Source organism: Leptotrichia hongkongensis (assembly GCF_041538065.1).
Taxonomy (GTDB): Bacteria; Fusobacteriota; Fusobacteriia; order Fusobacteriales; family Leptotrichiaceae; genus Leptotrichia; species Leptotrichia hongkongensis.
In genome coordinates, this window is the sequence record NZ_JBGORW010000012.1 from 24122 (window position 1) to 38721 (window position 14600).

Consider the following 14600-nt stretch of genomic DNA (forward strand, 5'->3'; position numbering starts at 1 on the left):
GATATTTTAATAAAAACAGCTTGATTCTAAAAAAATAACCGCTGTCTTTTACAACAACGATTATTTAAAAATTCTAATTTTCTTATTTCAAATTATATTTTTTTACATAGTCTTCCATCATTTGTACTGCTATTGGTCTATTAAACCTTCTCGCAAATTCAATTACTGTTAGTCCCCATTTATCTTTTACTAAAAGAGGAAGTCCTGGTTGAGAAAATATCAGTTGGTATAACGGTAACATCTCTATTTCAGGGGTGCCGATATTAAATAATCCTTTGAATGAAACAGTTTTCTCTTTCTTATATATTGTTGTTATATCTGCACCTTTTTCCAATAATGTTTTACACAATATTGTCATTTTTATTATATCTCGTCGTCCATGATAAAATAATGGAAAGAACAAACTCATCCCGTCTTCTCTTACTATTTTAACATCTGCCCCTTTATTTATTAAAAAATTAGCAATTTCATAACGTGCAGTACTATCATTATTTGCTAATGCATGAAATAATATACTATCTCCTGATGCATCTCCAATTTTTTCATCTCCTTTTTTGAATATTTCTATAACATCCTTTAATGTTCCAAATCTTACTGCTTCCCAAATTGTTGTACATTCTGACATTTTGATATCTCCTTTCTCTCATTTTGTAGGTATTTTCATTTGTTGTTTTTGAATTATATTTTGTATATTATTTATATAATCTGGCTTATATTCTAATATAGTAAAATTTTTAGTAAAATTCTACAATCTATATTTTGCTTTTAAATGGTTTTTTCATAAGTTGCTTCTCTTGCTAGGAGATTTTGTTTTGTTATTATAGCATATATTGTACTATTTTTTCTATATATTCATTATAGAATAAGGAATAGTTATTATAGCTTAAAATATATATCTTTTTGAAATAGAGATTGCTTTTTATTAAAAATGGAAATATAATAATATTGAAAATAAGAGAAAAATACGGTTTTAGAAGAAATATAGAATTACATAGGGGAATAGGAAATATTTTGAGTTTAATTTTGTGGTATTCAAAAAGTAAAAATGAATAGAATGTAAAGGTTGCGAAAATATCAGATGTTTTTTTTATATAATTCATTTTTAAATAGGTTCGGATATAAGATAAATTCTTTTAGAAAAATTTGAAAAAAAAATAAAAATATATTGAAAAAATGCTCTTCAAATGATATAATTTTATAATGCGAATGATTATGAAAAAAGTATTAAATTAGATAGGAATCTGGAGAAATTTTATGAATAAAGCTGAAGTGTTTCAAAGTTTCTTTAACAAGCAAAAAATATCAGATCTTGAGATAAATAATATTTCGATTAATTCGAAAGAACTTGATAAAAATGATATTTTTGTTGCCATTAGAGGCGGGAACAATTTTGTTAATGAAGCATTGGAAAAAGGTGCTTTTGCTGTTTACGACAGTAAAACTTTAAAAATAGATGAAAAATATGCTAATCGTGCATTTTTTGTGAATGACAGTATTGAATTTTTACAAAATTTTGCTAGGGAATGGCGAAAAAATTTAGATATAAAAGTAATTGGAATTACAGGAAGTAATGGGAAAACTACTGTAAAGGACATGATTTACCATTTGCTTTCACAAAAATATAAAGGAAAAAAGACTGAAGGGAATTACAATAATCATATTGGATTACCCTTCACTTTGTTGCGTGCTGAAGAAGATGACCAATTCATTATTCTGGAAATGGGAATGAGCGGTTTTGGAGAAATTGATCTTCTGGGACAGATTGCATTGCCTGATATTAATGTAATTACCAACATTGGGGAATCACATCTGGAATTTTTAAAAACGAAGGAAAATGTATTTTTGGCGAAAACGGAAATTATTCCGTATATTAAAAATACACTTGTAATCAATGGAGATGATGATTATTTAAAAAATGTAAAAGCTGAAAATATCGAAGTTGTAAAGGCTTTGAATCTAGAAAATAATGAGTTTAGGGAGAAGACGTCTGATTTTTATTATGGGGACGTTCATTTTAACGAAAGCGGAACTGATTTTTTTCTAAAATATTTTGGAAAAATTTGTCAAAATATGGTTGAGAGAAATTATAAGACGAATGTTCTAGGAGAACATAATGTATTAAACTTAGTTATGGCAATTGCTGTGGCTAAACAATTCGGAATGGAAGATAAAATAATCAGTGAAGCTGTGAAAAATATTGGCTTGACTGGAATGCGGTTTCAAATAATTGAAAACGGCGATACAACATATATTAACGATGCCTATAATGCAAGTCCAATGTCTATGGAGAAATCACTTGAAACATTTTCCCAAATATATAACGATAGACTAAAAATAATGGTTCTAGGAGATATGCTGGAACTAGGAGAAAATGAGCTTGAACTTCATAGTAATCTTTTTAATACAATAAAAAATACAAAATTTGACAAACTTTATTTATTCGGAGAAAGGATGAAAAGCCTATTCGAAAAAATAAAGGAAAATGTGGACAATGAGAATTTAAAAAACAAGGAATTTAGACATTTTGATGAAAAAGAAGAAATAAAAGAAAAAATAAGACAGATTTCTGAACAAAAGGTAGTGCTGTTAAAAGCATCACGAGGAATGAGACTAGAAGAAATCATAGAAAAATAAATATTATAAACAAAGAAAGGAGAAGAGTTTTTTATTACTGTATAATTTGTTTAAATATGGATTATTGGGTAAAAAACTCTATAATAAAGAATGTTATATTTACTGCAAGAGTTATTTATCAATAACTGGAGAGTTTTACGTATTTTTAAATCAATAATGTTAAGAGCGTCTGTGGCGTTTATGATTGCGTTTCTGTTTATGTTAATTTTAGGAAAACCGTTTATTGCTTGGCTTAAAAAGAAAAAATATGGAGATACAGCAAGAGAAGAAGGGCCTAAATCACATTTTGACAAGTCGGGAACGCCTACAATGGGAGGACTTCTAATAATTGGTGCAATTTTATTTGCAACGGCTATCGCTGGTAATTTTACAAATAAATTCATTGTGTTTTTGTTTGTAATTACAATTTTATTTACAACAATTGGATTTTATGATGACTATTTAAAATTGACAAAACACAAAAAAGGGCTTTCTGGGAAGAAAAAAATATTAGGACAACTAATAATCACAGCATTAACATTCGGATTCGTATATAAATTCGGACTTGTAAGTAAAACTATCGATTTTTCAATAATAAATCCGTTAATTAAAAATTCATATTTATATATAACTCCAATCTTGTTCTTTATTTTTGTGGCATTTGTAATAATCGGTTCTTCAAATGCAGTAAATTTGACAGATGGACTGGATGGTCTTGTGAGCGGACCTACAATTGTAGTAAGTATTACGCTTTTAATTATTACTTATTTAACTGGAAATGTAAAATATGCAAAATACCTAAATCTTTATTACGTTCCGCAGGCAGCTGAAATGATAGTTTATTTAGCCTCAGTAATCGGAGCTTTAATTGGGTTCTTATGGTATAATTTCTATCCAGCACAAGTGTTTATGGGAGATACAGGTTCTTTAACATTGGGTGGAATTTTAGGAATTATTGTTATTTTTATAAAGCAAGAGCTGTTATTGCCGATTGCTGGATTTATATTTATTATGGAAGCCTTGTCAGTTATGATTCAAGTCTGGCACTTTAAAACTTTTGGAAAACGGGTGTTTAAAATGGCACCAATACATCACCACTTTGAACTGCTAGGATTGCCTGAAACAAAAGTTACAATAAGATTTTGGATTGTTTCAATAATGACATGTCTATTAACATTTGTAATTTTGAAATTAAGATAAATAAAGCGGGGGATTTTTCCCCTGCAAACTAATTTGAATTTTGTCTTTGAGTATTTAACTAAATAATTTTTCTATTTTGATGTTTGTTAATAATTATTTTTTATTATATATTTTAATTTTTTTAACGTAAGGGCATCAGACGCCATGCCCTTTTTCGCAATAGCAGTTATTTTAACTATGTATAACTGGTTACTATTTAAAGATAATGGCGAAACGTTCTACGAACTACCCCGCTTTACGCAAAACTTTCTTAATAAAGAAAAAAGAAAACTCGCTTTTGAACTTAGGTTATTTTGAATATAAATAAATAAATTTTATTTAAAATACCTCCAAAAGCTCAAACAGTTCTTTTTCCTTTAACGAAATTTTGCTTGTTTAATTTATTAAAATAACTTTCGTAATTAAAATTAAAAGTGTCGTGATTTTTTTCAAAAAATGCTTAGACGAGCGGGGATTAGTGCGTAGCGCTTTCGCTAAAATCTTCAGATGTTATAATTTGAAGAAATTAAAATAACTAATATTGCGAAATAAAAGGGGATGGCGACTGTTCCCCTTTGCGTTGAAATAAAAAATAACATAAAAAATAAAAGAAATAATATTTATTAACAATAATTTACTTTTATAAAAAATAATTTAGTTGAGTACTTAAGAATTTGGAATTTAGAAATATAAAATAAATAATAGAAAGAGGAAAGAATCACATGGATAAAAAGGGAATTGTATTTGGTGCTGGGTTAAGTGGGCTTGGTGCTAAGGAATTGCTAGAAAAAAATGGATATGAAGTGTATTTGATAGATGATAAGGTTGCAATGCCATCGGCAGAGGGAATAAGACTTTTGAATGAGGAAAAGGTTGAATTCATAGTAAAAAGTCCTGGGATTCCTTGGAAGGCAGAACTTTTGAAAGTTGCCAAGGAAAAAGGTGTTAAGATTATTTCAGAAATTGATTTGGCTTATAAATATGTGGATAAAAATATAAAAATTATTTCGTTCACTGGGACAAATGGGAAAACTACTACATCTACTAAAATGGCAGAATTACTTAATTTTGCTGGGTTTCGTGCAAAACTTGCCGGGAATGCAGGTTTTTCATTTGCAAAACTGGTGGCTGATGAAGAAGAGCTTGATTATATTGTGCTGGAGCTTAGCAGCTACCAATTGGAAAATAATCCGCAAATTCATTCAAATATCGCTGGAATAATCAACTTAACTCCAGATCATTTGACACGATATGATTCGGTGGAAGATTATTATATTACAAAGTTTGCGATTTTTGATAAGCAGACAGATGATGACTTTGCATTGATTAATCTGGATGATGAAGTTTTTGCAGAACTGTATGAAAGAAATGAGATAAAGGAGAAAATAAAGGCTCAAAAAGTATATTTGAGTAAAGAAACAAAAGGAACAGTTTTTGTTTATGAAAATAATATTCGTATAATGAAGGATTTGAGTAAACGGGTTGATGAAATTCAGAATTTTGGTGAAAAAATTGATGAAATTTCAGAAATTTTGTTAAAAACTGAAGAATTGTCATTAAAAGGTAGACATAATTTGGAAAATATGTTATTTTTGATAAGTTCAGCAAAAATATTAAATGTAAAAAATGAAAAATTAGCTAAATTTTTAAAATCAACGAATGCTCTTGAACATAGGCTTGAAAACTTTTTTGTGAAAGGAAATACAACGTTTATTAATGATTCTAAGGGAACAAATGTAGAATCAACATTAAAAGCAATTGATTCATTTAATAATTCGATTATTATGATTCTTGGTGGAGATGATAAGAAAATTGATAATATGCCTTTGATTAAAAGAGTTAAGGAGAAAGTTGACTTTGTCTATTTAATTGGAGATAATGCTCAGATTTTAATTGACGATATGGAAAAGGTTGGATATAAAAATTATAAAAATTTAGAAACAGTTGAAAATGTACTAAATTACTTGAAGGAAAATGTGGATTTCTCACAAAATCAGACAGTACTGTTTTCACCTGCAACATCGAGCTTTTGTCAATTTAAGAGTTTTGAACATAGAGGAAAAGTTTTTAAGGAATTGACACAAAAAATTATAGGAAAATAATTTAGTTTTTATGAAAATGTAATTTAGGAGAAAAAATTGAACAGTAAAAAGATATTGGGAACAGGATTTATAATAGTAATTTTAATACTTTCTGCATTGAGTATTATAACAATGGCAAGCCTTAGTTTTCCAAAGGCGCAAAATGAATATGGAGAAGCATCTTATTTTTTGTTAAGGCAAACAATATGGCTAGTTATAGGCTGGGGAGGATTTATTTTCACAGCCAATCTTAATTATAAAAAATACAGGGAAATAGGAAAATATCTATACGGAACAGGAATTATTATGCTTGTTATGGTACTAGTAATCGGAAAAACTGTAAATGGAGCAAAACGTTGGATTGACCTTGGAATGGGAGTAGTTATACAGCCTTCAGAATTTGCAAAATTAATACTGATTATTGTACTTTCGGCTCTTGTTTATAATTTTAAAACACGAAATAAAATAAAAAAATTTCCTTGGGAAACAAGTTTAGTTTTAATGATGACTACTGGAATATATATAATTCTTGTCTTTTTTGAAAAATCATTTAGTAATACAGCTCAAATTGCTATAATTGGTTTTACCTACTTACTTGTTTCAGAAATAAAATTTTCAGTAATTGGCTTTTATGCGATATTGACTGGAATTGCAGGATGGTTTAGTGTGATGAAAGTAGGATATAGGGCAAGCAGAATTGCGGCACACACTTCAAAAAATATTGGATTTCAGACATCACAATCATTAATAGCCATAGCTAACGGTAGACTTACTGGAAAATTCTATGGGAATGGATTGCAAAAGTACGGATTTCTTCCAGAAATACACACGGATTATATTTTTTCAGGATATGCTGAAGAAAATGGATTTTTAGGAGTAGTATTTTTATTAGGGTTGTATGCTGCTTTACTAGTAATAATTGGGGTTGCTTTGAAAAAAATAAAAGATTTATATGCAAAATATCTTTTAGCTGGAATTTTCATGATAATTGCAACGCAAGTAATTGGAAATGTAGCAGTTGCAAGCCAGTTAATACCTTCTACAGGGATTCCGCTTCCGATGATGAGTTATGGAGGAAGTACAATGATAGCTGTAATGATGATGCTAGGAGTCGTCTACAATATAATAAGAGCTTTGTATAAGCAGGAAATGGGAAGCAAGTTGGATGAACTGAATGAAATTGATTACATGATGTAAAAAAATATAATGAGAGGTAAAATAAAACAATGGAAAAAGTAGTATTTACTACAGGAGGAACAGGCGGACATATTTATCCAGCCTTGTCAATCGCAAAAAAAGTTAGAGAAAAAGGTATAGATACATTATTTATCGGAACAAAGCATAGAATGGAAAAAGATATTGTTCCAAATGAAAATTTTAGATTTATAGGACTTGATGTGTTGCCATTAAGAAGTGTTAAATCAGTAATTAAAATGATAACGGCAACAATAAGTGCAATAAAATTGCTAAAAAAAGAAAAGCCTACAAAAATTATAGCATTTGGAAATTATATAACAATACCAGTGCTAATAGCGGCTAATGTGCTACGAATACCATATTATCTGCAAGAACAGAATCATACCATGGGGCAGGCTAACAAATGGTTTTATAAAGGTGCAAAGAAGGTATTTATTGCTTTTGAAAATACGCTTGAAAGTATTAAGGAAAAATATAAAAGTAAATTTGTTGTGACTGGAAATCCGTTAAGAGAAGAGTTTTATGGGAAAAATAAGCAGGAAGAAAGGCAAAAACTTGGAATAAAAGATGATGAAAGAGTTATTCTTGTTATAGGTGGAAGTCTTGGAGCTAAGAATATAAATGAAGCTATTGTGAAAAAATGGAAAACAATAACAGAAGATGCAAGAATACGATTGTTCTGGGCAACTGGAAAAGATAATTATGAAGCATCTACTTATAGAATAAGAGATTTTGGAACAGCAGTAGTTGAGCCATATTTTGAAAATGTTCCAGAGCTGATGGCAGCTTCTGATATTGTAATCTGCCGTGCTGGAGCTTCTACAATTTCTGAACTTATTCAGCTTGAAAAACCGTCAGTATTGATTCCATACGATTTTGTTGGACAAAAGGAAAATGCAGATGTACTGGAATATGTAAATGGCGCAAAAATATTTACAAATGAAACAGTAGAAAAAGCAATAGACGAAACATTATCAATAGTGCGTCAGGCCTCAATGCTGGAATTTATGAGTGAAAATGTAAAAACATTGAAAAAAGGTAATTCAGCAGAAATAATTGTAAATGAAATGGGAATTAAATAAATTAAGGAAAAGAAAATTTGGAGGAAATTATGCTAACAAAAGTGAATAATGTATACTTTAGCGGAATAAATGGAATTGGGATGAGTGGGCTTGCAAAAATTTTGGCAGCAGATGGATTTAATGTGGCAGGTTCAGATTTGGAAAGAAAGTCTGTAACACAAGATATGGAAGATATGGGAATAAAAGTTTATATTGGACAAGTAGAAGAAAATGTGAAAGATAAAGGAATAGATCTGTTTGTATATTCAACAGCGATTAAGGAAACAAACCCTGAATATAAATATATTGTAGATAATAATATAAAAAAAGTCAAAAGGGGAGAATTGCTTGCTGAAATAATGAATAGATTTGATGGAATTGCTGTGGCAGGAACTCATGGAAAAACTACTACAAGCTCAATGATGAGCGTGGCACTTTTGGAAAAGGATCCGTTTATAGTGGTTGGAGGGATTATTCCAGAAATAAGCAGCAACAGCCAGATTGGTAATTCAGAATATTTTATTGCTGAAGCTGATGAAAGCGATAATTCATTTTTGTACATAAAACCCAAATATTCTGTTGTAACAAATATCGAAGCTGATCACCTGGATCATCACGGGACTTTTGAAAATATAAAGAAATCATTTGAACAGTTTATTGATAGTACAGAAAAAATAGCTATACTTTGTAAAGATACAGTTGAAAAAGTTGGTCTTAATATAAAAAATAAAAATGTAGTATGGTATAGCATAAAAGATGAAACAGCTGATATTTATGCTAAAAATATAAGGGTAGAAGATGGAATAACAAGTTTTGAAGTTATAAAAAAAGGTGAAGATTTAGGAACATTTAGTTTAAGTATTCCTGGAGACCATAATGTTGCAAACTCACTTCCAGTAATTTACTTTGCTCACGAGTTTAAATGTAATATGAAAAAAGTAAAAGATAGAATCTTTAAATTTAAAGGTGCAAACAGAAGATACCAAGTTATTTATGACAATAATTTGAGAATAATTGATGATTATGCACATCATCCAACAGAAGTAAAAGTAACAATTAATGCGGCACATAATACTGAAAAAGGCAAAGTGACTGTAATTTTCCAGCCTCACCGATACAGCCGTACAAAATTTTTCTTTGATGATTTCGTAAATTCATTAAAAGATGCCGATGACTTGATTTTACTTCCAATTTATGCGGCAAGCGAAGACAATACTTATGGCGTAAGTTCAGAATTACTTGCAGAAAAAATTGGAGGAAATGTCAGAGTGCAAACTCAAGAAGAAATAGAAAGCATTATAAAAAAGGACAGAAATAGTGGAAATACGTATGTGTTTATGGGAGCTGGAAGTGTATCAAGAGTTGCTCATGAGATTGCCGATGACTTGAAAAAGATGGAGATTGACGGTTAGGATAACTAATATTGTAGAATAACTGAAATTTTTATATAAAGATTCGTAGAAAGTGAGAATGAAATAAGAATGGAAATAATAAAAAATGCCAAGATGAAGGAATATTCAAATATGAAAGTTGGCGGAACTGCAAAAGAGCTTATTTTCATAGATGATAAAAATGAATTAAAGGAAGTTTTACAAACTAGAAATAATATTTTTCTTTTAGGAAATGGAACAAACACTCTTATTAATGATGGAAATTTAGATATAAACTTTTTATCATTAAAAAAATTAAAAAAAATAGTAATTGAAGAAAAAAAAGGTGACTATGATTTGGTAAGAGTGGAAGCTGGATTGGACTTGGATGATTTGATAGATTTTATGGAAAAAAATAATTATTCAGGGCTAGAAAATATTACTGGTATTCCAGGATCTGTAGGCGGTCTTGTAAATATGAATGGCGGTGCTTATGGAACAGAGATTTTTGACTGCATTGAAGAAGTGGAAGTTTGTAAAAATGATGGAGAAATTGTAAAAATTAAGACAACGGACTTGAACTTTAAATATAGAACTACTGAAATAAAAGAAAATAAATGGATTGTAATCTCTGCCTTGTTTAAATTTGGTTTTGGATTTGATAAGGCTGCCTCACAGGATAAAAGGGAGCAAAGAAAAACAAAACATCCATTAGATTTACCAAATTTAGGAAGTACATTTAAAAATCCAGAAGGTACATTTGCGGCAAAATTAATTTCAGATGCTGGTTTAAAGGGATATAGAGTTGGAGATGTGGAAATTTCTCCAAAACATCCAAATTTTGTTACAAACTTGGGAAATGCAACATTTAATGATATAATTTCAGTTATTGAACACGTAAAGGAAGTAGTTTTTGAAAAATTTGGAGTAAAATTAGAAACAGAAATTATCGTCTTAAAAAGTTAATTATAAATAATTTTACTATTAAATTAAAATAAATTTATGTTAATATATTGAATAAAATCAAAAAAAAGTGTATAATAATAGAAAAAATGGAGTTTTAATATGAAAAAGTCGATTAATGTATTGATTTTATTGTGTTTATTAGCAGGAATGATGTTTTTTGGTAAAAGATTTATTGATACAGATTACTTCAAAGTTCAGGAAGTTTTGGTAGAAGGTCAATCTAAATTACTAAAACAAGATATCGTAACTCAACTTGAACAGATGAAAGGCAAAAATATTGTATATTTAAATACTGATGAGATTGAAAAGCGTATAAAAGCTGATGTAAGAGTAAAAAAAGCATCAGTAAAAAAACTTTTTCCAAGTAAAATTGTGGTCACTTTAGAAGAGAGAGAACCTTATGTATATGTGAAAAAAGGAGATGAAACATTTTTAGCAGATAAAGATTTAAATATATATGGTGATATTTTAGAAGAACCATCCAAAAATATCCCTGTAATAAATTACACAAATGACGAAAGTTTGAAAGAGATAAAAACGATACTTTCTAAAATACAAAATAAAGATTTTTATGCTATGATTTCAGAGATAAGACAATCTGAAAAAAATTATGAAATACTTCTTACTAATAATGTAAGAATAATAACAGATACATTAGTTACAGAAAAAAAATACAACGATGCATACAAATTATACGAAAGACTAAGAAAAGAACGTCCAGTAATCTCTATGGATTTGAGATTTATAGATATTGTTGTGAAATCGTAAAAAAAAGGAAAGGAGAAGCTACTTTAAATAAGTTATAATAATCATAAGTAGCAAAGAAAAAATGGATAACTTTAGTAATGCAGCGAAACTGAAAGTAGTAGGAGTAGGTGGAGCAGGTGGAAATGCAATAAATGATATGATTGAGAGTAATATAACAACTGTTGATTTTATAGCAATAAATACAGATCAGCAAGATTTAGACAGATCAAAAGCACCTATAAAAGTACTTTTAGGGAAAGGAATGGGTGCTGGAGCAGATCCTGAAAAAGGTAGAATTGCCGCAAAAGAATCTGAAGAAAAAATAAAAGAAGTGCTAGAAGGCACAGATATGTTATTCATAACAGCTGGAATGGGTGGAGGAACAGGAACAGGAGCTTCTCCAATTATTGCTGAAGTAGCAAAAGCAATGGGGATTTTAACTGTAGCTATTGTAACAAAACCATTTGGGTTTGAAGGACCATTAAAGAAAAATAATGCTGCAATAGGTATTGATAATTTACAAGAAAATGTAGATACTTTGATTGCTATTCCTAATGATAGATTGTTTGAGATACCTGGAATGAATATTTCATTAATGAATGCTTTTAAAGAAGCAAATGGAGTTCTTAAAATGGGAATAAAAGGTATTTCTGACTTGATTACAAAGCAAGGAATTGTAAATTTGGATTTTGCAGATGTAAAATCTATTATGCAAAATTCTGGAATTGCAATGTTAGGATTTGGAGAAGCAAATGGCGATGAAAAAGCTAAGAGTGCAACAGCTCAAGCATTAAACAGTCCATTATTGGAAAAATCTATCGAAGGAGCAAGAAAAATTCTAATAAACGTTACAGCAGGACCAGATATTGGATTACAAGAAATTCAAGAAGTTGCTCAAACAATTTCAGAAAAAGCTGGACATGACAAAGCTAACTTGTTGTGGGGTTATATTATGGAACCTGAATTAGAAGGAACAATAAGTGTATCACTAGTAGCAACAGACTTTGAAGAAGAATTTTTGACAGCTGATAATTCAAATACAATTAGATTTGCTCCATCTGAAGAAAAAGAAGAAACAGAAAATGATACTAAAGAAAATCTTGAAGAAAATGATTATCAAGAAGAAGATAATTATGAAAAAGAAGAAGACGATATTGATTTTGTATTACCACCATTTTTTGAAGAGTAATTATTAATAAAAATAGTCTAGTATGATTAAAGTTATTTAAATATATTCGATATTTTTGAAAATGACTTGATTTTATTGGACTTTTTTGGTATAATAATAAGACCTGCTCTATTTACAGAAGTAGGGCTAAAAAGCCATAGGAAAGGAGAAAGAAAATGAGAAATTACGAAATTATGTTTATTTTGTCTACACAATTGACAGATGAAGAAAAACAAGCTAGAGTTGAATTTGTAGAAAAAACATTAACAGCTGCTGGAGCAACTGAAGTTAAGACAGAAATTTGGGGAGATAGAAAATTAGCTTACCCAATTAAGAAAAAAGAAAACGGATACTATGTTTTAACAACATTCCAAGCAGATGGAACTAAATTTACTGAAATCGAATCAAAATTAAACATTAACGAATCAATTTTAAAATACATGATTGTTAAAAATGACTAATTTAAAATAGCGTTATTATAAGAGGGTTAAACTTATAAAAATTTGAGGTTTTGTTATTTTAAATGTTAAAAATATTAAAATAGGGGGAAAATTTATGAATGTAGTAATACTGATGGGAAGAATGGTAAGAGATCCTGAGTTAAAATATACTTCAGGAGGAAAAGCATTTGCCAATTTTACATTAGCTGTACAAAAAACAAAAGATGAAGCAGAATTTATTGATTGTACTGTTTGGGAAAAAACAGCAGAAACTATTGCAGAATATTTTAGAAAAGGAAATAAAATTCTTGTTCAAGGAAGATTAAACGTAAGCAGTTACGAGCAAAACGGTGAAAAAAGGAGAATGACAAGAGTTGTTGTAAATAGTTTTGAATTTATTGAAAATTCAGGTAATGGTGGAGGATACCAACAACAGCAGACTTTTAACAATAATAACAGCAATAGCAAACCAGTACAAAATAATTCATTTGAAAATGATAACGATGATATGGATGACGATGAAGAGTTTCCATTTTAATAATAACTAAGTAAATTTTGTAAATTAAAATATTTTAGATATTTTTTAAAAATGAAATTTACTATAAAAGTTTTTAGGAGGTGTAAATTAATGAGAGCTAAACCAGTTACAGAATTTAAAAGAAGAAAAAGAAGACCAAAAGTTAAATTTAAAGTAGAAGATATTAATTATAAAAATGTTGAACTATTGAAAAACTTTATGAATGATAAAGGTAAAATCTCTCCAGCGAGAGTAACAGGATTAGAAGCTAAAGTTCAAAGAAAAATTGCTAAAGCAATTAAAAGAGCTAGACAAATCGCTTTGATGCCTTATACAAAAATTGAAAAATAATAGTAATTTTATTTTTTGATAAATTTAGACTATTTAAAATAAGTTTTAACTTGTTATAGATAGTCTTTTTTTGTGAAAAAATATGGAAAAATTAAGATTTATATTGTATAATGTATCAAATGTATTTAAAAAGACATTTTTTATATAATAAAAATTAGGCGGTAGTAAAAATGTTGAATAAAAAATTGGGGTTATTTTTACTTTTTTTATTTGTTTTTATAATAGGTTGTAGTAAAAAGGAGAGCGAAGAAAAAGAAAAGAAACACGATAATGTACAAAATAAAACCACAAAAGAAAATGTTTTTTCGAATAAATCAATAGAGAAAATAATTGAAACTTTTACGAAAAAATCGAAAGAGAATAAGATAAGCATAGGAAATTTTGAAAAACTGGTATATGAGAACAAAAATTATTACTATGCCAAGATACATTCTAGAGGAGATGCTATTTATGCACTTGATTATAGCGGGATAAGTGCAACAAGTATATTTCTGAAGGTTAGCAAGGTGGATGGAGCTAACTTGGGAATAATTGAAAATATGGTGGTTAATCTTATACAGGTATCTGATGAAAAAATTAATGACTCTGAAGCTAGAGCAATTTATACAAAAATCTTAGCAAGCATGAGAGAAAAGGAGCTATCAAGCTTATTATCATATACAAATGGAATAATATATGGAATAAGAATAGACTCAATTACAGGTGAATTCATATTTTTTGCTAGAGAATCAGAAAATGAAAATGCAGTTACAAGTATTCAAAATCTGAAATTTAATAATAAAAATGAAGGAACTTCTGAAAAAATAGTAAACCTAAAAGAAAAAAAATAAATATTTATTAATCTAAATAAACTTGGATTGTAAATAAAAAATTATTATTTCGTTCAAACTTTTAATATTATTTGATTTTA

14 protein-coding genes are annotated in these 14600 nt (G+C 28.8%); 13 read left to right on the plus strand and 1 reads right to left on the minus strand.

Going from position 1 to position 14600, the window contains the following annotated elements:
• Nucleotides 1-82: 82 nt before the first annotated feature.
• Nucleotides 83-625 (minus strand): ankyrin repeat domain-containing protein, encoded by a 543-nt coding sequence (locus tag ACEG17_RS08960; RefSeq protein ID WP_372583445.1) that lies wholly within the window; start codon nt 623-625, stop codon nt 83-85.
• A 629-nt stretch (nt 626-1254) separates the two neighbouring features.
• Here ACEG17_RS08960 and ACEG17_RS08965 point away from each other — a divergent pair.
• The 13 genes from ACEG17_RS08965 (at nt 1255) to ACEG17_RS09025 (ending at nt 14520) form a co-directional block, all read left to right on the plus strand.
• The gene (locus tag ACEG17_RS08965; protein WP_372583446.1) at nt 1255-2634 is read left to right on the plus strand and encodes a UDP-N-acetylmuramoyl-tripeptide--D-alanyl-D-alanine ligase; all 1380 of its coding nucleotides are present in this window, start codon (nt 1255-1257) and stop codon (nt 2632-2634) included.
• Between the two features lie 90 nt (nt 2635-2724).
• Nucleotides 2725-3813, plus strand: a complete 1089-nt coding sequence (mraY, locus tag ACEG17_RS08970; RefSeq protein WP_021744609.1) for a phospho-N-acetylmuramoyl-pentapeptide-transferase — start codon at nt 2725-2727, stop codon at nt 3811-3813.
• 701 nt (nt 3814-4514) lie between these two features.
• Nucleotides 4515-5894 (plus strand): UDP-N-acetylmuramoyl-L-alanine--D-glutamate ligase, encoded by a 1380-nt coding sequence (gene murD, locus ACEG17_RS08975; protein WP_372583447.1) that lies wholly within the window; start codon nt 4515-4517, stop codon nt 5892-5894.
• A gap of 36 nt (nt 5895-5930) precedes the next feature.
• Nucleotides 5931-7070, plus strand: coding sequence for an FtsW/RodA/SpoVE family cell cycle protein (locus ACEG17_RS08980; RefSeq protein WP_372583448.1), 1140 nt, complete (start codon nt 5931-5933; stop codon nt 7068-7070).
• A 29-nt stretch (nt 7071-7099) separates the two neighbouring features.
• Nucleotides 7100-8152: an undecaprenyldiphospho-muramoylpentapeptide beta-N-acetylglucosaminyltransferase gene (gene murG / locus ACEG17_RS08985; protein ID WP_372583449.1), complete on the plus strand. Its 1053-nt coding sequence runs from the start codon at nt 7100-7102 to the stop codon at nt 8150-8152.
• Nucleotides 8153-8181: 29 nt separating this feature from the next.
• Complete coding sequence (gene murC / locus ACEG17_RS08990; RefSeq protein ID WP_372583450.1) at nt 8182-9543, plus strand: UDP-N-acetylmuramate--L-alanine ligase; 1362 nt, start codon at nt 8182-8184, stop codon at nt 9541-9543.
• Nucleotides 9544-9612: 69 nt separating this feature from the next.
• Complete coding sequence (murB, locus tag ACEG17_RS08995) at nt 9613-10467, plus strand: UDP-N-acetylmuramate dehydrogenase (RefSeq protein WP_372583451.1); 855 nt, start codon at nt 9613-9615, stop codon at nt 10465-10467.
• A 99-nt stretch (nt 10468-10566) separates the two neighbouring features.
• The gene (locus tag ACEG17_RS09000) at nt 10567-11235 is read left to right on the plus strand and encodes a cell division protein FtsQ/DivIB (RefSeq protein WP_372583452.1); all 669 of its coding nucleotides are present in this window, start codon (nt 10567-10569) and stop codon (nt 11233-11235) included.
• A 61-nt stretch (nt 11236-11296) separates the two neighbouring features.
• Nucleotides 11297-12403 carry a cell division protein FtsZ gene (gene ftsZ, locus ACEG17_RS09005; RefSeq protein WP_147004737.1) on the plus strand — a complete coding sequence of 369 codons (1107 nt, stop codon included), beginning with the start codon at nt 11297-11299 and terminating at the stop codon, nt 12401-12403.
• A 155-nt stretch (nt 12404-12558) separates the two neighbouring features.
• Nucleotides 12559-12843, plus strand: a complete 285-nt coding sequence (gene rpsF, locus ACEG17_RS09010) for a 30S ribosomal protein S6 (protein WP_372583453.1) — start codon at nt 12559-12561, stop codon at nt 12841-12843.
• Nucleotides 12844-12937: 94 nt separating this feature from the next.
• On the plus strand, nt 12938-13360 hold the full coding sequence (locus tag ACEG17_RS09015; protein WP_147004738.1) for a single-stranded DNA-binding protein: 423 nt from the start codon (nt 12938-12940) through the stop codon (nt 13358-13360).
• Between the two features lie 90 nt (nt 13361-13450).
• On the plus strand, nt 13451-13690 hold the full coding sequence (gene rpsR, locus ACEG17_RS09020) for a 30S ribosomal protein S18 (RefSeq protein WP_006806119.1): 240 nt from the start codon (nt 13451-13453) through the stop codon (nt 13688-13690).
• A gap of 170 nt (nt 13691-13860) precedes the next feature.
• On the plus strand, nt 13861-14520 hold the full coding sequence (locus tag ACEG17_RS09025) for a lipoprotein (RefSeq protein WP_372583454.1): 660 nt from the start codon (nt 13861-13863) through the stop codon (nt 14518-14520).
• The last annotated feature ends 80 nt before the right edge of the window (nt 14521-14600 follow it).